Annotated in this window: 18 protein-coding genes and 1 tRNA gene; 14 read left to right on the forward strand and 5 right to left on the reverse strand. The window is 62.3% G+C overall.

Annotated elements, in window-relative coordinates:
• Positions 1-26: 26 nt before the first annotated feature.
• On the reverse strand, positions 27-407 hold the full coding sequence (locus ACO550_RS21895; RefSeq protein ID WP_315594791.1) for a hypothetical protein: 381 nt from the start codon (positions 405-407) through the stop codon (positions 27-29).
• Between the two features lie 19 nt (positions 408-426).
• On the opposite strand from ACO550_RS21895, the gene rpoD reads away from it, so the two are divergent.
• The 6 genes from rpoD to ACO550_RS21925 all read left to right on the forward strand — a co-directional run bounded on the left by rpoD (position 427) and on the right by ACO550_RS21925 (position 8,250).
• Positions 427-2,709, forward strand: coding sequence for an RNA polymerase sigma factor RpoD (rpoD, locus tag ACO550_RS21900; RefSeq protein WP_315594790.1), 2,283 nt, complete (start codon positions 427-429; stop codon positions 2,707-2,709).
• Positions 2,710-2,725: 16 nt separating this feature from the next.
• Positions 2,726-2,804: transfer RNA gene (locus ACO550_RS21905), tRNA-Ile, on the forward strand.
• Between the two features lie 380 nt (positions 2,805-3,184).
• The gene (locus ACO550_RS21910; RefSeq protein ID WP_315594789.1) at positions 3,185-4,501 is read left to right on the forward strand and encodes an MFS transporter; all 1,317 of its coding nucleotides are present in this window, start codon (positions 3,185-3,187) and stop codon (positions 4,499-4,501) included.
• A gap of 1 nt (position 4,502) precedes the next feature.
• On the forward strand, positions 4,503-5,411 hold the full coding sequence (locus ACO550_RS21915) for a LysR family transcriptional regulator (protein ID WP_315594788.1): 909 nt from the start codon (positions 4,503-4,505) through the stop codon (positions 5,409-5,411).
• Between the two features lie 140 nt (positions 5,412-5,551).
• The gene (locus ACO550_RS21920) at positions 5,552-6,718 is read left to right on the forward strand and encodes a porin (protein WP_315594787.1); all 1,167 of its coding nucleotides are present in this window, start codon (positions 5,552-5,554) and stop codon (positions 6,716-6,718) included.
• Positions 6,719-6,822: 104 nt separating this feature from the next.
• Entirely contained in the window at positions 6,823-8,250 is a 1,428-nt protein-coding gene (locus tag ACO550_RS21925; protein WP_315594786.1) for an amidohydrolase, read from the forward strand.
• 59 nt (positions 8,251-8,309) lie between these two features.
• On the opposite strand, the gene ACO550_RS21930 is transcribed toward ACO550_RS21925, so the two are convergent.
• Together ACO550_RS21930 and ACO550_RS21935 are read right to left on the reverse strand one after the other, a co-directional pair.
• Positions 8,310-9,467: a porin gene (locus ACO550_RS21930; RefSeq protein WP_315594785.1), complete on the reverse strand. Its 1,158-nt coding sequence runs from the start codon at positions 9,465-9,467 to the stop codon at positions 8,310-8,312.
• A gap of 248 nt (positions 9,468-9,715) precedes the next feature.
• The gene (locus ACO550_RS21935; protein WP_315594784.1) at positions 9,716-10,411 is read right to left on the reverse strand and encodes a TetR family transcriptional regulator; all 696 of its coding nucleotides are present in this window, start codon (positions 10,409-10,411) and stop codon (positions 9,716-9,718) included.
• A gap of 183 nt (positions 10,412-10,594) precedes the next feature.
• Between ACO550_RS21935 and ACO550_RS21940 the strand changes: the two genes are divergently transcribed.
• From ACO550_RS21940 to kce, 7 genes are all read left to right on the forward strand, one after another.
• A complete protein-coding gene (locus ACO550_RS21940) occupies positions 10,595-11,833 on the forward strand; it encodes an acyl-CoA dehydrogenase family protein (RefSeq protein ID WP_315594783.1) in 1,239 nt (412 codons plus the stop codon).
• 18 nt (positions 11,834-11,851) lie between these two features.
• Entirely contained in the window at positions 11,852-12,349 is a 498-nt protein-coding gene (locus ACO550_RS21945) for a flavin reductase (RefSeq protein WP_315594782.1), read from the forward strand.
• A gap of 84 nt (positions 12,350-12,433) precedes the next feature.
• Positions 12,434-13,756, forward strand: coding sequence for an MFS transporter (locus ACO550_RS21950; protein ID WP_315594781.1), 1,323 nt, complete (start codon positions 12,434-12,436; stop codon positions 13,754-13,756).
• Between the two features lie 10 nt (positions 13,757-13,766).
• Positions 13,767-14,384, forward strand: a complete 618-nt coding sequence (locus ACO550_RS21955) for a nuclear transport factor 2 family protein (protein ID WP_315594780.1) — start codon at positions 13,767-13,769, stop codon at positions 14,382-14,384.
• A gap of 40 nt (positions 14,385-14,424) precedes the next feature.
• Complete coding sequence (locus tag ACO550_RS21960) at positions 14,425-15,264, forward strand: fumarylacetoacetate hydrolase family protein (RefSeq protein ID WP_315594779.1); 840 nt, start codon at positions 14,425-14,427, stop codon at positions 15,262-15,264.
• A gap of 15 nt (positions 15,265-15,279) precedes the next feature.
• The gene (locus ACO550_RS21965; RefSeq protein ID WP_315594778.1) at positions 15,280-16,203 is read left to right on the forward strand and encodes a VOC family protein; all 924 of its coding nucleotides are present in this window, start codon (positions 15,280-15,282) and stop codon (positions 16,201-16,203) included.
• Between the two features lie 51 nt (positions 16,204-16,254).
• Positions 16,255-17,190 (forward strand): 3,5-dioxohexanoate:acetyl-CoA acetone transferase, encoded by a 936-nt coding sequence (gene kce, locus ACO550_RS21970; RefSeq protein WP_315594777.1) that lies wholly within the window; start codon positions 16,255-16,257, stop codon positions 17,188-17,190.
• A 67-nt stretch (positions 17,191-17,257) separates the two neighbouring features.
• Here the strand turns inward: kce and ACO550_RS21975 are convergent, their stop codons facing one another.
• Entirely contained in the window at positions 17,258-18,397 is a 1,140-nt protein-coding gene (locus ACO550_RS21975) for an amidohydrolase family protein (protein WP_315594776.1), read from the reverse strand.
• A gap of 303 nt (positions 18,398-18,700) precedes the next feature.
• On the opposite strand from ACO550_RS21975, the gene ACO550_RS21980 reads away from it, so the two are divergent.
• Entirely contained in the window at positions 18,701-19,297 is a 597-nt protein-coding gene (locus tag ACO550_RS21980; RefSeq protein ID WP_315594775.1) for a hypothetical protein, read from the forward strand.
• A 166-nt stretch (positions 19,298-19,463) separates the two neighbouring features.
• Here ACO550_RS21980 and ACO550_RS21985 read toward each other — a convergent pair whose 3' ends face one another.
• Positions 19,464-20,240, reverse strand: coding sequence for a DeoR family transcriptional regulator (locus ACO550_RS21985; RefSeq protein WP_315594774.1), 777 nt, complete (start codon positions 20,238-20,240; stop codon positions 19,464-19,466).
• Positions 20,241-20,380 lie beyond the last annotated feature (140 nt).

Below are 20,380 nucleotides of genomic sequence, written 5' to 3' on the forward strand. Positions count from 1 at the left end.
GGTCTAACCGCTTAAGCCTTGATTTTTCAGGTGAAAACCTCACCTGACAGGAAGCCGGGTGTTGGTGACGTGCTACAATGCCCGGTTTGGATTGCGAAATCTTTCTCTCCAGTACTGGCGAAAGTGAGCGTGCCAATGGCAAAGGCCAAAGCAACCGAAAGGGTAGTCGAGAAGGCTCCCTCCAAAGCTCCCCAATCAGGGAGCGGCAAGGCGTCCGTGAAAACAACGGCGGCGAAGACATCGACCGCGTCAGTCAGGACGACAACAGCCCGGTCTGCGCCAGCAAAGTCCGAGCGTGGCGCTTCTGCGCCCGCGGGGACCGCTTCCGCCAGGAATCGCATATCCGAAAATACCAAGCCCTCGACTTCGGCACGCGAGAGCGGCAAGAGCGCCAATACAAGCGACATCGATGATGCCGCTGCAACAGTGAAAGGCAAGAGTATCACCGTGGCGAAACAGCAGAATACCGAAGTCGAGAGCAAGCGTGCGGCAACGACGGCCGGCACCCGGAGCAGTGACGCCAAGGCAGGCGCCGCTGTGGCCGAGCCGAAAGCCCGTGCCGCGAGTCCCGCATCCGCTGCACCTGAGCGGTCCGCTGTTCCGGCAGTCAAGCCGGAACCGAAGAAGCGTGGCCGCAAGCCCAAGGCCGGGGCGCAGCAAGACGACAGCACCATCGAAGACGTGACTGAAGAGCTTTACGACAACGACGCGCCCGCGGCACCCGCCGCCGCGGCGCCCAAGACCGAAAAGCAGAAGGCCAAGGACCGCAAGGCCAAGGAAAAGGCACTCCTCAAGGAGTTTGCCTCGTCCAACCAGGCCGGTAGCGAGGAAGAACTCGAGGTTCGCCGCCAGAAGCTCAAGGCACTGATCAAGCTGGGCAAGTCGCGTGGCTACCTGACCTATGCGGAAATCAACGATCACCTGCCGGACGACATGGTCGATTCGGAAACGATCGACACGCTGGTCGCCACGCTGAACGACATCGGCATCGCCGTCTACGAACAGGCGCCGGACGCCGAGACGCTGCTGCTCAACGACAACGCACCCTCGGCCACCAGCGAGGAAGAGGCCGAGGAAGAAGCCGAAGCCGCGCTGTCCACCGTCGATTCCGAATTTGGCCGTACCACCGACCCGGTCCGCATGTACATGCGCGAAATGGGTACCGTGGAACTGCTGACGCGCGAAGGCGAAATCGAGATCGCCAAGCGTATCGAAGCAGGTCTGAAAGACATGGTCATGGCCATTTCGGCCTGCCCGGTCACGATCTCCGAGATCCTCGCCCACGCCGAGCGCGTGGCCAACGAAGAAATCAAGATCGACGAATTCGTCGACGGCCTGATCGACCCGAACGCCGAGGAGGTGCAGGACACCTCGCCGGCCCAGGCCGCTGCGTCCGATGAAGAGGACGAAGATGCCGAGGAAGACGACGAGGATGGCGATGAGGATGAAGAAGACGATGAAGCCGCCGGTGCCGGCGCGTCGGCTCGCCAGCTCGAAGAGCTCAAGGTAGCCGCGCTGGAGAAGTTCCGCATCATCGCCGAGCAGTTCGACAAGATGCGCCGTTCCTTCGAAAAGGAAGGCTACAAGTCGAAGCCGTACGTGAAGGCCCAGGAAGCCATCCAGGCCGAGCTGATGGGCATCCGCTTCACCGCGCGTAACGTTGAGCGCCTGTGCGACACGCTGCGTGGGCAGGTGGACGAAGTGCGCAAGCTCGAACGTGCGATCCTGAATATCGTGGTCGACAAGTGCGGCATGTCGCGTTCGGACTTCGTTGCGCGCTTCCCGGGCAACGAGACGAACCTGGACTGGATCCAGACCATCGTGGCCGACAACAAGCCGTACAGCATCATCGTCGAGCGTAACGTGCCGGCCGTGCACGAACTGCAGCAGAAGCTGATCGACCTGCAGTCGCGCGTGGTGCTGCCGCTGAAGGAACTCAAGGACGTCAATCGCAAGATGTCCGAAGGTGAAAAGCGCGCCCGCGAAGCCAAGCGTGAAATGACCGAGGCCAACCTGCGTCTGGTGATCTCGATCGCGAAGAAGTACACGAACCGTGGCCTGCAGTTCCTCGACCTGATCCAGGAAGGCAATATCGGCCTGATGAAGGCGGTGGACAAGTTCGAATACCGTCGCGGCTACAAGTTCTCCACGTACGCCACGTGGTGGATTCGCCAGGCCATTACGCGCTCGATCGCCGACCAGGCTCGCACGATCCGTATTCCGGTTCACATGATCGAAACGATCAACAAGATGAACCGGATCTCGCGCCAGATCCTGCAGGAAACCGGCAACGAGCCGGATCCGGCAACGCTGGCCGAGAAGATGGAGATGCCCGAGGACAAGATCCGCAAGATCATGAAGATCGCGAAGGAACCGATCTCCATGGAAACGCCGATCGGTGACGACGACGACTCGCATCTGGGTGACTTCATCGAAGATACGAACACGCTGGCCCCGGCCGAAGCGGCACTGCATGGCTCGATGCGCGATGTGGTGAAGGACGTGCTGGACAGCCTGACGCCGCGCGAAGCCAAGGTACTGCGCATGCGTTTCGGCATCGAGATGAGCACGGACCACACGCTGGAAGAAGTGGGCAAGCAGTTCGACGTCACGCGTGAGCGTATCCGTCAGATCGAGGCCAAGGCACTGCGCAAGCTGCGCCATCCGAGCCGCTCAGACAAGCTGAAGAGCTTCCTGGAAGGCAACTAAGCATTACGCCTTTCAAGGGCCTCTAGCTCATGCCTGGTTAGAGCAGCGGACTCATAATCCGTTGGTGCCGTGTTCGACTCACGGGAGGCCCACCAACTTATGTAGTGAAGAAGAAGGGGTTACGGTTAAGCCGTAACCCCTTTTTTTGTTGTTTTTCAAATGCCCCAACATGGCCGGCGAACCCCGCACATGGGGACGTCGGCCCCTCCTGCCGGCATGGCATCGGTGCTTGTGGCACCGGAACGGTGCGACTGAACTCCCGATCTGCCGCGCCTAGCGCCGTGATAAGAAAAAGTTTTCGCAATGAGAATTATCGATTTTCAAGTCGCGTGATTTCCGCGAATACTGGCTCCCAGACGCAGCGGTATGCGCCTTGCTTGATGAAGTGGCCAGTGCGCTGAAACGGCGGATACGTTCCAACGTTCCAACGTTTCAGCGTTCCGTAGATACGTAGACCTGCTACCGGTAATCCCTCATGAACGACGCAACACTAGGCGTCGCGGGTACGCTCGCGCCCGCACCTTCCGTCCCCAATAACCAGTTGCGTGTGATTGCCGCGTGTTCCGTGGGCAATGCGCTGGAGATGTACGACTTTACGGTCTACAGCTTCTTTGCAGTGCTGATCGGCAAACTGTTCTTCCCGACCGACAGTGCTTACGGCTCGCTGCTGCTTGCCGTCGCCACGTTTGGTATCGGCTTTGTCATGCGCCCGCTGGGCGGATTCGTGATCGGCAGCTTTGCCGATCGTAACGGCCGCAAGGCGGCCATGACCTTGACGATCGGCCTGATGGTCGTGGGCACCCTGTGCATTGCCTGCGCGCCGACCTACGCCACGGCGGGCATCCTGGGTCCGGTCATGATCGTTGGAGGGCGGCTGATTCAGGGATTCTCGCTGGGCGGGGAAATCGGTGCGTCGACGTCCATGCTGATGGAAGCCGGCGGCGTACAGCGGCGCGGCTATCGCATCAGCTGGCAGGCGGCTAGCCAGGGTGCGGCAGCGCTGCTTGGCGCGGCTACCGGTACGGCGCTCTACGCACTCCTGCCGCCGGATTCGCTGGAATCGTGGGGCTGGCGCCTGCCGTTCCTGATTGGCTTGCTGATTGCGCCGGTGGGTCTATACATCCGCGCCAATCTCGATGAAACGCTGCCTGAAGAGGCACATGAGGCGAGTCCGCTGAAAACGCTGTTCCGGGAGCATGGTCGCAGTGTGGCAAAGGGTGTGCTGTCGATTACGGCGGGCACCGTGGCCATGTACCTGGTGGTGTTCTACATGCCGACGTACATGATTCGCGTGCTCCATATGCCGTCGTCGCTATCGCTGCTATCGGGATGTGTGGCAGGTGCCACGATGATCGTGTTCTCGTTGCTGGCAGGGCGCATCGCGGACCGGCTGGTACGACGCAAGCCCATTGCACTGGCGGCACTGGTAGCCACCACCATCCTGATCTATCCGGCCTTCTGGCTGATCAATACCTACCCGAGTGTGCCGCTGGTGCTGGTGATTACCGCCGTGCTGACCGCGCTCGCCAATATCGGATCGGCACCCATGCTGTTGCTGCTGATGGAGATGCTGCCTGCCGGCGTACGTGCCAGCGGCCTGTCTGTGATCTACAGCATCGGCGTCACGCTATTTGGTGGTTCCTCGCAGGCCGTAGTGACGTGGTTGATCGGAAAGACCGGCAACCCCATGACACCGGCGCTCTACATGATGGCGTGCGGGGTAGTGACGTTCTTTGCCCTATGCAGCATCCGGGAAACCGGCCGGGGCAAGGCCGCGGTGGCGGGGCACTGACATGAAGCTGAACCAGTTGCGCGCGTTGATCGCCATTGCCGAAAGTACGAGCATTCACGAAGCGGCCCGCCACCTTCACGTGACCCAGCCCGCATTGAGCAAGACCGTGCAGGAGCTGGAATCGAGCGTTGGGGCCACGCTGCTCGAGCGGTCGAGTACGGGCACGCGGCTCACGCCATACGGACACCGGCTGCTGGCTCATGCACGGCTGATCATGGAAAGCGTGCAGCATGCGCGCATCGATCTCGACGACATGAAAGGTGATGTAGGTGGCGAGGTAACGCTCGGCACCACACCGTTGACGGCGATGATGCATCCCATGATCGATACGCTCAACGAGTTCCGTAGCGCCTACCCCGATGTGCGGCTGCGCGTGCAGGAGATGCGCCCGAACCAGCTTGTCGAGCAGTTAAGGCAGGGCGCCATCGACATGGCCGTGACCTCGCAATGGCGCTCGCCCGACCGGTTCTTTCATTCGGTCGAGATCAGCCGGCTGTCGAGTGTGATTGCCGCCCGGCCGGAGCATCCGCTGCGCCATGCCCGCTCGTTGCACGTGCTTCAGCAGGCCGACTGGATTTCGCTTGACCCACTGCCCGACCGGCTGTCGTCATTCAGCCGGCTGTTCTCGGATAGTGGGCTTGACTTGCCGCTGCGCGTGACCGAATGCGCATCGATTCATCTCGCACTGGAGCTTTGCTGGCGAGCAGACGTATTGCTCGTACTGTCGAGCGAGTCGCTGCGCAGCGAGCTGTTGAGTCGCCGCATGGTGTTCCTCGATATCGCGGAGCCATTGCCTGATCAGCCCATCTGCCTGGTTAGGCATAACCATCACGTTCTGACCGGGCCTGCCGAGCGACTGCACAACGCAGTGCTGCAGCGCTTCGCCGCACAGCAACGCCACGCGGCCTGACGGCCCCTTTTCCTGGCCTGATTGATGGCACCCGTTGCGGTGTCACGGGCCCCCTTTTGTCTTTTTGCTTCAGCTTTGCCATTTACCGACCCCACATCCCTTCGCATCTTTGCATTCGACGAATCCATTAGAGAGCCTCAATGTTCAAGAAACACATCGCAGGTCTGGCAGTGTTGGCAATCGGCCTGGCGGGATCGGCCAGTGCCGCCCCAACGCAGTACGAGCAACTGATTTCGTATCTGGGTACCGGCCTTGGCGCACGGGCCATTGGCGTGGCACCGCAGCAGTCGCTGCTGTCACTGTACGGCACGGTGGATGTCGGCGTGAACTACACGCGCTCGGGGAGCGACGGCGTAGCCCGCGTGCAGAGCGGAGGTTCCTATACGTCGAAGTTCGGCATCTACGGACAGGAAGCGCTTGGCGCCGGATGGACCGCATTCTTTCGCCTGGAGAACGGCTATCTGTCGGACACCGGATCGGTGCAGGACAGCAGTTCATTCTTCAACCGTGCGTCATATATCGGCCTGCATCATCCGGAGTTCGGTCAGCTCATGATGGGGCGCCAGTACACGTCGTTGGGTGTGGCTGCGCTCTATGCGGACCCGTTTCTCGGTACCGCACATGAATCGGTCTATACGTACATGCTGGGCGTGTCCGACCTGGGCATGGGTGCCAGCAGCGACGGCCTGGCTCGCCTGAACAAGACCATTCGCTATGCAACGCCGCGGTTCGGGCCATTTGCCGGGGACTTGAGCTATTCGTTCAAGTCAGACCAGTCGGTCGGGCCCGCGGTACTGGCCCGCACGGCAATGGCCTCGTACAACGATGGCCGGTTTGCGATGTCCGCGGCGTTCGGCCAGAACTGGTGCGATCCCAGCGTCAAGGGCAGCTGCACGGGTAACGCCACGCAAGCCGCGGCGGAGCGTACCGATACTTATCTGGCCAGCGCGATGTATGACTTCGGACCGCTTATCGGGCAGGCCGCGTATATCCGCATCGTGCCGAATCATGACGGTACCGATATCTCGAACCTGTACCTGCTGGGCCTGCAGAAAATCTGGCGCAACAACCTGCTACGGCTGTCGCTTGGATATCGACGCACGACGCACGACGGCAACTACAGCTACGGCAGCACGCTGGGCATCGACCACTTCCTGTCCAAACGCACAGCGCTATATGGCCGGGCCGGGTTGATGCGCAACGGACCTCAGGCCAGTCTTACCTACAACTACGACAACGGCACGTTCGTCGGCGCGCTGGGCCGCACCGTAACCAGCGTAACGCTTGGCATCACGCATCACTTCTGAGGCATTGCTTCATGGCGGTAGTGACCGGTGCACACGCCACGCCGGTCATCTGGTCACCTCTCGCCCGTTGCCTATTTCCCCCGTAACAACAAGAGGAGTCACACATGAATGAGGAACGCATCAACCGGTTCGTCGACGATCATGGGCAGCGCTACGCGAGCCTGTCCGACGAAATCTGGCGTTACGCGGAGCTTGGTTATCAGGAGCGCGATTCGGCGCGATTGCATGTCGAATACCTTAGGGAAGCGGGCTTCGCGGTGCGTGAAGGCGTGGCGGGAATTCCGACCGCGTTCGTCGCGGAAGCCGGCACGGATGGACCCGTGATCGGCATTCTCGGGGAGTTCGATGCGTTGTCCGGCCTGAGCCAGCAGAGCCTGGCAACAAGCTGTCAGCCATCGTCGGAGATCACGAACGGAAACGGCCACGGCTGCGGACACCATCTGCTTGGCACCAGCGCCCACCTGGCAGCGGTCACCGTCAAGCAGATGCTCGAAGATGCCGGCGTGCCCGGCAGGGTCCGCTTCTATGGTTGCCCGGCGGAGGAGGGTGGCTGGGGCAAGACGTATATGGCACGGGCCGGCCTGTTCGATGATCTGGGCGCGGCGCTGACCTGGCACCCCGGGGTCTTCAACGGCATCATGAATCTTGAATCGCTGGCGGTCGTCCAGGCCTATTTCCGGTTCACCGGCGTATCGGCGCACGCGGGGGCTTCTCCACATCTTGGGCGCAGCGCACTCGATGCGCTCGAACTGATGAACGTCGGCACCAACTTCCTGCGCGAGCACATGATTCCCGATGCACGCGTGCACTATGCGATCACCGATGCTGGCGGCGTCGCGCCCAATGTCGTGCAACCCAAGGCCGAAGCCTTGTACATGATTCGCGCGCCGCGTAACGAGGATGCCTCCGAACTGTATGAACGCGTATGCAATATCGCGCGTGGTGCGGCGTTGATGACCGGTTGCGAGATGCAGATCGAACTGCATTCCGCGTGTTCGAACCTGGTTCTCAACGATGTGCTGAACCGCGTCATGCATGGTCAGCTCACGCATTTCGGCGTGCCGTCCTATAGCAACGACGAACTCGGCTTTGCGGCCTCGATGCACGGTACCACGCGCCCCGAGGAAATAGAGATGGCCGGAAAGATGCTGCAAAGCGCGTGGAAGAATCCGAAGCCATTGTTCGACGGCGTGGAAGCGCTCGATAGCAAGCGGCCGATACGCATGCATGGGTCCACCGATGTTGGCGATGTCAGCTGGGTTACGCCCACGGCGCAGTGCATGACCGCCTGCTTCGCGTTCGGTACGTCGCCGCACTCGTGGCAATGGGTGGCCCAGGGCAAGAGCTCGGTGGCCCATAAAGGCATGCTGCTGGCCGCCAAGGCCATGGCGGGTTCGGCCATGGAGCTGTTCCGCAATCCGGACCTGCTGGTTGCCGCGCGGCAGGAGCTCGACGAACGCCTCGGCGGCAAACCATACGTGTGCCCGATCCCGGCTCACGTGATGCCGCCACTGGGGAGCGCGGCCAACTGATCCAGACGCTCGGCAATGTGCAAGGCGAGGGGAGGGAGGCTCCCTTCGCCCGTGCACATTCAGAAGATATGTCGAATGCCAAGCACCGCACCCACCATCGAGTCTTTGCCGTTGCCAAGCACCATGCTGTTGCCCAGCGCCAGCGTATTGGCATACGTGGTAACGCCAGAGTCCATCATCAGTCCGGCGTTCTTCGAGTACGCCGTCGACAGGTAAAGCTCGGTGCGTTTCGACAGCGCATAGCTGGCCAGCAGCATGATCTGCCAAGGGTTTGGCTGGCTGGTATTGCCGAACACATTGCGAAGGTTGTCATAGGTATATTCGAGCGTCACTGACAGCGCGGGCTGGAACTGGTAGTTCACGCCCAGCCAGTAGTAGTCGTCACGCTGGATGGTGTTGCCCGCCGGCCCCTTGCTCTGTCCCCAGCGATAACCGCCCATCAGCATGAACGGCCCTTGCGTATAGCTGCCGCCTACCGCTGCCTTGCGGAAAGTACCACTGCTGCTGCCGATGGTCGGGTTCACCTGATCATAGGTTGCCACCAGGCCGAAGCGATTGCCGTTGTAGGCGAGTGCCGCGCCGTATGCACTGTCGCGCCGCGCGCTGCCCGGTACCTCGCCGTTGCCGCCGACCGCCACGCCGGCGCCCACCACCTGTGGCAACGCAAGGCCAGTCCCAAACGAGTAGTGCGCCAGCGCGGTCACAGCGCCGAAGCGCCCGGTGTACTTCACCATATTGTCTTCGCGGAAGGCCGCGCCCGACTGTAGTACGGCAGGCTCGTAGCCACCGTATGCGGTCGGCGAGAAGTTGGCCAGTCCTTCGAACATCGAGGTGTACTGCCGACCGAATGTGATCTGCCCATACGTTGCACTGTTCAGGCCGACATAGGCCTGGCGTCCGAACAGGCGGTTCTGCTGCTGGGTGCCGTTGTCGAGGCTGAAGCCACTCTCGAGCGTGAACACCGTCTTCCAGCCGGAGCCAAGGTCTTCGGTGCCGCGCATGCCCCAGCGCGATCCGGCACGGTATCCCGATGAGAGCCGCACGACATCGTGCGCGGGGCCGGGATTGAAGCCGTTGGCAGCCGTCGGCACATTGCCCAGGTGGTTCACGTACTCGATGCCCATGTCGGCCACGCCGTACAGGATCACATTGGATTGTGCGAATGCGGTGTTGGCCCCGGCCAGCGTAAGCGCGGCCACGGCGACGGTCTTTCTCATGATGGTCTCCTCGTCTCTGGTTGACTGTTGGCGGGGCGCTTCTGTGGCAGCCCTCTTCTGCGATACCTGCCGACGCGTGGCAGGAATCAACAATGTGTCAATTCTTGTAAGACGGGAGCCCGGCGACAAGATAGGGAATGCGCAGCCTTGGGCGTACACAATCGTCATTGTGACAACTGTGCACGCCAGCACGCGAACATTCCCTGCCTTGTTTGTGGCGTCCTGGTTTCTACACTAGATGCTTGTGCTCAGGCTTGCGCGCGCCAGGTCTGTCGCACACTTTCGGGCAGTGCGTCGACCAGTTCGCGCGATGTGTCGGCGGCCTTCTGTGCACGTCGCTTGTCGACGGCCAGGCCGCGCAGCGTGATGCGGATCGTGCTGTCGATGTACTGTGCGGGGTCCTTGGTGCGCTTGAGCAGGATCGTGCGGATGCCCTCGATCGTCGCGCCCATCACGGAGTCGGCGGCGGCCTGCAGGTTGTCGAACTCCATCACGCCATCGAGTGCGCCTGCGCGCAGGTCTTTCATCATGTACTTGAGCAGGACCGACTCCTGCGCTACCAACTCCGCACGCAGTACGAACGCGGCCCAGCGATGGTCGGTCAGCGCGCGCGTGAGAAACAGGCGCAGGCCCGTGCTCACGCGGTTCACGGGATCGGCTACCGCATCGTAGATCGGCAGCATGTCCATCGTCATCTGGTCGGTCACTTCGCGGGCCACTGCGATCAGCGCCTCGTCCAGCGACGTGAAGTGCTTGTAGAACGTGCCCCGCGAAATATCGGCTTCGCGCGCCACGTCCTCGATGGAAGTGGAGATCTTCGAACGATCGGAATACAGGACCATGATCGCCCGCAGGATGCGCGTGCGCATGATTTCCCGCTTCTTGCGTGCGGCAACGGTGCGATGGTCTTCTCGTTCGGTAGGGACGAAGGTGAGCGGGGGCACGTTGAAATCCTCTCTTCGTTGAGTGTTGTTGGTTGTGGGTTGTTCGTGGTTCGTTGCAGTGACGGATGTTCATGCCGAAGCGGCCGAAAACCCTATCTTGCCCGAATCGACTCCGTTTATACAATAACGAAAACGTCATTCTTGCAGCCATCCTGGCGCATCGAACACAAGAGGAGACACTTCATGACGCTGGCATCCGTAGCACAACTCCGTTCCACCGAGACCGTTGGCGTATCCGACGAAGCACTACGCGCAGACCTGCTGCGCCGCGTCAAGGCCATGGTGCCGACGCTGCGCGCACGCACTGCCGAGGTCGATACGTTGGCACGTCTTCCCGACTCGATCATCGCCGAACTCGACGCTGCCGGCGTCTTCGACATGATGGTGCCGCAGTCTGCAGGAGGGTTGCAGGCCTCGCTGCGCACCTACATGGAAGTGGTCAGCGAAGTGGGGCGTGGCGATGGTTCTGCGGCATGGGCTTGCGCGTTGATCAACGTCTGCAACTGGATGGCGGCGAGCTGCCTGTCGCAGTCGGCGCGTGACGAAGTGTTTGGCTCGGGCGGCAAGGTGCGCACGGCTGGCGTGCTGTCTCCGCGCAAGGCCGTGGTCAAGCGCGTGCAAGGTGGCTATCTGATCGAAGAGGGCATGTGGGGCTTCAACAGCGGTGTCTACCACGCTCAGTGGGACTTGCTTGGCATTCCGCTGGTCGACGAAGCTGGCAACGTCGTGGACCAGGGCATGGCGCTGATTCCCACGACCGAGCTCGATTTCGGCAATGACTGGGACACCATCGCATTGCGAGGCAGCGGCAGTACCTCGGTGATCGTCAAGAACAAGTTCGTGCCGGATTCACGCGTGGCGCGACTGTCATCGATCCTGGCCGGCGAATACCTCTCGCAGTTCGGTGACGACGAGGCGCTGTACCGCATGGCCTTCATTCCCGTGGCAGCCATCATTCTTGTGTTTCCCGCGCTGGGCATCGCGCGCGCGGCACAGGAGATGTTCCTCGAAAAACTGCCGGGGCGCGGCATCCAGTACACGTGGTACGAAAAGCAGTCGGAGGCGGCCGTCACGCATCTGCAGGTGGGCGAAGCGTCATCGATGATCGACGCGGCGCGGCTGGTGGTGGAGCGTTGCGTGGACGAGATCGATGCGCACGCCAGGGCCGGCACCATGCCCGACGCGCTGACGCGCGCGCGTATTCGTCGCGATACCGGCTACGCCAGCAAGACGATCTGGGATGCGGTGGACATTCTGGCCAGTGCCTCGGGTGGCTCGCTGGCCGGTGCGCGTAATCCGTTCAACCGTGTGTGGCGCGACGCGCGCGTGGCCAACCTGCACGGCATCGTCTGCACGGCGACCAATCTCGAACTGTATGGCCGCATGTTGTGCGGCCAGACGCCGAACACACCACTGGTCTGAGAACGGGAGTGCATTGTCATGACAACTGCAATCAGCGATCCGTCGAGCTTTCGGCGGGTCATGGGGAAGTTCGCCACGGGCGTGACCGTGGTGACCTGGCTGCGTGATGGCGAGCCTGCGGGCATGACCGCCAACGCGTTCATGTCCGTGTCGCTGGAACCGCAACTGGTACTGGTATCGGCGCGCAATGCTTCGCGGTTCTGTGCATCGGTAGGGGTAGGTGACCGCTTCGGCATCAACTTCCTTGGCGAACACCAGGAGGACCTGAGCGCGCACTTCGGTGGCAAGGCATGCGAGGGACTTGGTGCCATGGCAACGCACGATTGCGGTACGCCATATCTGCCGGAGGGCCTGGCGCATGTGATTGTCAAGGTAGTCGACGTACATCCTGCCGGCGACCACCAGCTCTATGTCGCCGAGGTGCTGGCGCTTAACGAGAACGAAGCGGTCAACCCCTTGCTTTTTTATGGCGGTCGGTATGGACGTCTGGCTGGTCCACCGCCCTGTCACGTGTAAGCGGATACGCAGCCCGGCATGGGCCGGGCCAATCCCGATTGGAAACCACCGCGCCCAGACGGTGGTGAAACGAGGAGACAAACCATGCTTCATCGCAAGGAGGCACGCACGCTCGGCCTGGCCGCGCTTGGTGCGATGCTCGAGTACTACGATTTCGTGATCTTCCTGTTCGTGTCCGCGGCGATCAGCGAAGCGTTCTTCCCACCCAATGTTTCACCGTGGGTCAGCCAGATGCAGACGCTCGGCATCTTCGCGATCGGCTATCTGGTGCGGCCCGTCGCGGGCATCGTGCTGGCACATTTCGCTGACATGCTTGGCCGCAAGAAGATGTTCATCTTCCTGCTGATCCTGATGGCCGTGCCGACCTTCCTGATTGGCGTGCTGCCGACCTATGAACAGGTTGGCGTGCTGGCGCCGATTGCGCTGCTGGTGCTGCGTGCATTGCAGGGCTGCGCAGTAGGCGGTGAGTTTCCCGGCGCGGCTGTGTTCGTGTCGGAACATGCATCGCCGTCGCGACTCGGTACCGCAAGTGGAACCATGCACGGCATCGTGCTGGCCGGCCTGTTGCTGGGAACCGGAGCGGCGGCGTTGTCGGCGTATATCGCCAGTCATACCGGCATGCCTTCGCTGGCGTGGCGCTTGCCGTTCCTGGTGGGTGGCGCATTCGGCCTGACCGCTGCGTGGTTGCGCCGACAGCTTGAGGAGTCGCCGCTTTATGCCGGGATCCAGCAGTCACGCCAGCTTGCGAAGACCACGCCGGTGCGGATCGTATTGACCCAGCATGCCGATGCCTGCCTGTTTGGTCTTGGCCTCGGCTTCACGATGGCCATCGGCACCACGGTCTTCTTCCAGTACATGCCAACGCTGCTGGCCACGCAGTACGGCGTACCGCGCCAGGAAGCGCTGCAGGCCAATATGTGGGGGTCGTTCGCGCTATGCGTGTCCATGCCGTTCTGGGGACGCGCAAGCGATGCGCTTGGCTGGTCCCGTTCGCTTGGTATCGGCGCGGTTGCCATGCTGGTGGCATCGATTGGCTTCTTCCAGTGGCTGCCCGCGGTGCTGGCGGGGCAGGGTTCGCTGCCATTGCTGTTTGCGTTGCCAGGCGTGGCGTTGGGATCGGTGGTTGCGCTGGTGCCGGGACTGCTGTCGGCGCTGTTTCCGACCCATGTGCGGCAGAGCGGCTATGCGGTGCCCTATAACGTGGGCGCGGCATTGTTCGCGGGCTTCACGCCATTGGTGCTTGCATGGCTGGTGCGGGCGTATGGCGGCGCAGCGGCGATGTATCTGGTGGCTGCAACCGCGCTTGTGACAGCAGTGCTGGCATTCAAGGTGCGCCAGATGCGCGTGTATCTCGGCGTGGTCGAGCCGCAGCCGGAAGCCATGCCAGCACCGCGCAAGGCCGGATAAGGAGATCGTCATGCAAGAAAGACTGCAAGCAATGCTCCAGATGCTCGACAAGGCGGAGATTACCGAAATCGTGCAGACCGAGCGCGCCGCGCGCGATCAGGCGCAGTGGTCGCGCATGTTCGACACCTATCACCTCGATTCGGTGGTGGACGTGTCGTGGTTCCACGGCAGTGGTCCCGACTTTGTCGCGGCGTCACGCCGCATGTACGAGGCGGGGCGGCATTCGGCGCACCAGATGGGGCCGACGCTGGTCACGCTCAACGGTGACCGTGCGCTGGCGCAGACGCCTTGCGCGGTAGTGGTGCGCGCCCAGCTTGAAGGTGCCGAGGTAGAAGTCACCACGCATGCGCGGCTGCACGAATGTGTCGAGCGACGCGCGGGAGCCTGGCGCATCGCGCGCATGGGCATTGTCTATCTGCGCGACGGACTGGCGGTGATGAATCCGTCGGCGCGCATCGAGCTCGATGCAGCGAAGCTTGCCACATACCGTCCGGCTTATCGATTCCTGTCCTATCTGTTGGCCGATATCGGTCAGCAGCCGCGCCTCGACTTGCCCGGCGCCGATCGTCCCGACACCGTACAGCCGCTGATCGATGGCGAACAAGCCTGGCTGGCCGGTACCGACTGATCCTCCCCCTTCCACACAGTACACAAGACAAAGACATCTCATGCGATACCTCCGATTCATTCTCGATGGCAAGAAACAGACCGGCGTCCGCGACGGTGACAAGATCCGCGTGCTTGGCGATATGCCTGTCGAAGCGCTGCTCGCCAGCGGCGTTGATCTTGAGACCTGGGCCGACAGCGTTGCCGGTGGCGCGCTGGTGACCGATGCCGACGTGACCTTCCTGCCTGTGCTTGAACATCCGCCGAAGCTGCTGTGCGTCGGCCTCAACTACGCTGACCACACGCGCGAGAGCAAGCTCGAGCAACCGAAGTATCCAACCATGTTTCCGCGCTACGACACCAGCCTGACCGGTCATGGCCAGCCGATCGTACGCCCGCGTGTATCCGACTCACTGGACTTCGAAGGCGAGTTTGCCGTGATCCTGAAGTCTGGCGGCCGGCATATCCATAAGGATGACGCCTTGCGCCATGTCGCGGGCTATGCATTGTTCAACGATGGTTCGGTACGCGAATACCAGTTTCTTGCGCCGCAATGGACCATGGGCAAGAACTTCGATGACACCGGTGCATTTGGCCCGGAACTGGTGACGGCCAGCGAGGTGCCGCCCGGTGCGCGAGGACTGACCCTGGAGACGCGCCTGAACGGCCAGGTCGTGCAATCGGCCAGTACCGATACGTTGATCTTCGATGTGGCCACGCTGATTTCCACGCTCAGCGAAGCGCTGACGCTCGAGGCTGGTGACGTGATCGTGACCGGCACGCCGAGCGGTGTGGGCTGGGCGCGTGAGCCGAAACTCGTGATGCGTGCCGGAGACGTTTGCGAAGTCAGCCTGACGGGCTTTGCGACGCTGCGCAATCCGATTGTCGACGAGATCGTCTGAACCTCAGGAGCCGTCATGAACAACGATACCCAATGCGCCGCGGTGCATTCCATTGGCCACTATGCGCTGGTCGTGCCCGATCTGGAGGAAGCACGTCATTTCCATGCGACATTCGGGCTCACCGTGGTGGACCACGGCGACCGGCTGGACGCGATGACATCCGATGAGCAGGTCTGGGCGCGCTTCTTCCCTGGCGAGCGTCGCCAACTGGCCTACCTGAGCTTCCATTGCTACGAGGAAGATTTCGAGACGATCCGCAGCCAGGTGGAAGCGGCCGGCGTGCAGTTCGCCGACAACGCGCCCTATGCATCGGGCCATGGGCTGTGGTTTTACGATGTCGATGGCAACCTCGTACAGGTCAGGGTCGGGCCGAAGACCAGTCCGTCGGCCAAGCCGGCGCTCGACAATGTGCACGCAGGCGCCGACGCGCGCGGTGCGCTGTTTCGTAACCAGGTGACTACCGTGCGTCCACGACGGCTTTCGCATGTTGCGCTGTTCACGCCCGACGTATCGCGTGCGCTGGACTTCTACGAACGCGCGCTCGGACTCCGCCTGTCGGACCGCTCGGGCGACATGGTGGCGTTCACGCATGCCCCGCACGGCTGCGACCACCATCTGGTGGCATTTGCGGCAAGCCCGGCGAAGGGGTGGCACCACGCATCCTGGGATGTGGCGAGCATCGATCAGGTCGGGCAGGGTGCCGCGCAGATGGCTGCGGCAGGCTTCACCGAAGGCTGGGGCACCGGGCGCCACGTGCTTGGCTCGAACTTCTTCCACTACGTGCGTGATCCGTGGGGATCGTTCTGCGAGTACTCGGCCGACATGGACTATATCTCGGCCGGCGTGAAGTGGCCTGCGGGCGATCACGCCCCCGAGGACTCGATGCACCAGTGGGGGCCGGCTCTGCCGCCGTGGTTTGTGCAGAACTCCGAGGCTTGAACGCGATGCAGGTCGCTTTACTCCCGTCAGATTCTTATCAAAGGCATCTTCATGTCGACGTCCAATAAAGTCATCATCACCTGCGCCATTACCGGCTCGATCCATACGCCGTCGATGTCGCCTTACCTGCCGGTTACGCCGGAGCAGATTGCCACTTCGGCAATCGGGGCGGCCGAAGCCGGGGCCGCCATCGTCCACCTGCATGCACGCGATCCGAAGACCGGAATACCTAGCCAGGACGCAGCCTTGTTCGGCGAATTCCTTGGCGCGATCCGCGCTGCATCCGACGTGGTGGTGAACCTCACGACCGGCGGCGCGCCAACCATGTCGATCGAGGAGCGGCTGGCGCCGGTCGCGCGCTTCAAGCCTGAAGTGGCTTCGCTGAACATGGGCTCGATGAACTTCGGCCTGTACGAAATGCTCGGTCGCTACAAGGAATTCAGTCACGATTGGGAGCGCCCATACCTGGAGGCCAGCGAAGACCGTATCTTCCGCAATACCTTCCGCGATATTGCGCACATACTCGACGCCTGCAATGCCAACGAGACGCGCTTCGAGATCGAGTGCTATGACATTGGCCACCTGTACACGGCGGCACACTTCCTGGATCGCGGACTGTTGAAGGCGCCACTGTTCATCCAGTCGGTGTTTGGCATTCGCGGTGGCATCGGCGCGCATCCGGAAGACATCGCACATATGAAGCGCACGGCCGACCGCCTGTTTGGCAAGGACGACTACGTCTGGTCGGTGCTGGGCGCCGGGTCTCAGCAGGCCCGTGTCGTGACGCAATCGCTGCTGATGGGCGGCAATGTGCGCGTTGGACTGGAAGACAACCTCTGGATGGCGAAGGGCAAGCTGGCGACGAGTAATGCTGAGCAGGTGGCCGGCATCCGTCAGATCATCGAGCAACTCGGCTACGCGGTAGCCACGCCGGACGAAGCGCGCGCGATGCTGGGATTGAAGGGGAAAGACAACGTCGCGTTCTGAGTGGCGACGGTTATCGGAACGGACGCCCCTGGTGGCGTCCGTTTGCATTTCTGCGGCTAGTTGTGGGCTAGCTGCGATTGAGATGCGGGAAGAGTGCCAGTGCATTGTCGCGCATGAATGCGCGCTGTAGTGCCGGCGGGATCTGCGGGGACCGGTCGAGCACGGCGGCCAGCTCGGCGGCGACCGGGTCGGGCGTGAAAGGATAGTCGCTGCCGTAGAGAATGCGCGCGGGGTCGGCAACCTGGAGCAGCGCGCCCAGTGCAACGGGCTCTGGCACACCGGCCAGATCGAAGTAGAGTGACCGGATCGCGTCGTCGACGCGCATCTTGTGATGGCCCAGTTTCAACAGGCTGCCAATGGCCGCAACGCGTGCGCCCAGCACCGGGATTGCCGCGCCCGCGTGAGGAACGATGACGCGTATGTCTGGAAATTTCTCCAGCGTGCCGCTCAGGATCAGGTTGAAGACCGCCCGGGTGGTATCGAAGATGAACTCGATCATCGGGTAGGGATAGCCGAGCGGCGGCAACGCGGCGGCATCCTGACCCTGACAGCATGCACAGTACGGGTCGGTGGGATGGATGAATACGGTTGCCTTGCGACGGTTCAACTCGGCGAACACTGGATCGAAGCGCGCGTCGCCGAGATAGATGCCGTGGTAGTTCGACTCCATCACGACGCCGTCCGCATGCAAGGTGTCGAACGCATGGTGCAGTTCGCCGAGCGAGCCGGCCACGTCGGGTAACGGCAGCGCGGCGAACAGGCCAAAGCGGCCTGGGTGTGCGCGCACGGCGCTGGCCCCTTCCTCGTTGCAGTAGCGCGCGAGCCGGCGCGCGGCGGCATCGTCGCCAAAATGCAGGCCCGGAGCGGAGATCGACAGCATCGCGGTGGCGATGTCGAGGTGGTCCATCATCGCCACATGCCGCGCGGCGCTCCACATCGGAATGGCTGGCATGCCGGATGGCTTGCCATGTCCGGCGGCCTCGAGCGCCGCGCGGTACTGCTCGGGAATATAGTGCGCGTGGACATCGATGCGGCCTTGCGACGTTATCGGGCCGGATATGGCGCGCGCGGCGGGTGCCGCACCGCTGCTCGCACCTTTGCTGATGGCAGGCAGTCCCGCCGCGAGCCCGAGAACGCCGGCGAGCGCCTGGCGTCGTCGCGTACTGACTGTTGCGTTGCTCCCTGTTTTCCAATCTGGATGCGACATGGCTGGCTGTCTCCCGCGTAGGTTTCGTTATGGCCGTCCTGCAATGGACGATCTGTCGATTCTAGGGAGCAGGCCAGCAGCATCCAAGCTAGGGAATGCGCAGCGTTCGGCGTTGACAGTTGTCTAGACTTGCCTGTCTGGCCGACCTGACATGCAGCCAATCTCCCCCGCTCCGGAAATGCCCGGTTACACGGCTTACAGACTGAGTGTCTTCCTGCACGGGTCCTGCCGCATTACTGGAGGCAAGGGCAATGACCCTGACAACGTGGACCAGCAAACGATACCCACTCGGAGGACACCAACATGAAGCGCACTTCCATTCTTCTGGCCGGCCTGATCGCCGCTGCATTCTCTGGCATTGCCAGCGCGCAAACCGGCGCGGTCGCGCATGACACGCAACGCGATGTCAATCAGCAGCAGCGCATCGAGAACGGTTTGCAATCCGGTGCGCTAACCACGCATGAAGCGTCGAGCCTGGAAAAGCAGGAAGCCAAGGTGGATCGCATGCAGGCCAATGCCGAACGTAACGGCCGGGTTTCACCGCAGGAGCAGGCGCGGATCCAGAATGCGCAAAATCGCGTGAGCCAGGATATCTCGCGCGACAAGCACAATGGTGCGGTGGGCAACCCGGGCAGTGTGTCGTCGCAACGGATGCAGGCCGATGTGCAGCGCAATATCAACCAGGAGACGCGTATCAACAATGGCGTGCAGAACGGATCGCTGACCAACCGCGAGACCGCGCAACTGCAACGCAATGAGGCGCACGTCGATCGCACCGAAGCGCGTGCCGGCCGCAATGGCCATGTCAGCGCCGGCGAGCAGCAAGCCGTGAACCGCGCCGAGAACCACGCCAGCGGCAAGATCTACCGCGACAAGCACAACGGACGCGTACGCGGATAACGGCATTTGAACTACCGTAGGTCGTCTCCCCTCTCCCGCGCGCGGGAGAGGGGCTGGGGGAGAGGGGCAGCGGTTCAGATTGCGACAGATGGCAAGCAGAACCGCCATGCCCTCTCCCCCGCCCCCTCTCCCATTGCATGGGCGAGGGGAGCAAACCAGTAGCCGATCAACTGGCCACTGCCACGCGCACCTGCTTCAACGCGTGAAAAGGTTCCAGTTGCGCCGTGCTGGCCTCGCCATCGGTGATCAGCGTCCAGGCGCGTTCGAGCGGGGTCCAGTGTTGCTGGCGCGCGCGGCCGAGCTTGGTGGAGTCGACCAGCACGAAGATATCGGCAGCCTGGCGGATGATGCATTCCTTCAGGTAGGCCTGTTCCGCGCTGGCCTCGCACAGGCCCAAGCCGGCCACCACGCCATCGGCGCCGAGGAAGGCCTTGTCGACACTGATGCGCGATAGTGCCACCTGCGCCAGCGGTCCGAAGGTACCCATGCTGGACGGGCGCACGTCGCCGCCAATCAGCGTGACACGGATCTTGGGCAGGGCCGCCAGTGCCGTCACGGCCAGCAGGTTGGTGGTGTAGACATGCAGGTCTTCGCGCGCCGCCAGTAGCCGGGCCAGCGCGGTAGCCGTGGTGCCGCTGTCGAGCAGCACCGCGTCGCCATCCTGCACGAAGCTTGCCGCCATCCGGGCAATGGCTTCCTTCTGGTCGCGCTGCAGTGCCTTGCGTTCTTCGAGCGAGGCCTCGGGCTCATGGCCGCCTACCTGCATCAGCGCGGCGGCACCGCCATAGGTACGTACGATGCGGCCTTCGCGCGCCAGTGCGGTCAGGTCGCGGCGTACTGTGGCTTCGGAAACGCCAAGACTGGAGGTCAAGCGTTCGACATTGGCATCCTCGCCCGCCAGAACGAGTTCAAGGATGGCGCGGCGGCGGTCGGCGGCTTTCATGGCAGGGCGAGGAAAAAATGGGGGCGACAACGATCCCCGATCTTACAGCAGCGCAAGTGTCATCCGGGCACGCCGCCAACCTGCGCTATCGTATGGCTCCTGCTGTCCAAAACCTCATAACACTGACCGGAGCGCAAGAC

Source organism: Cupriavidus sp., from assembly GCF_057315035.1.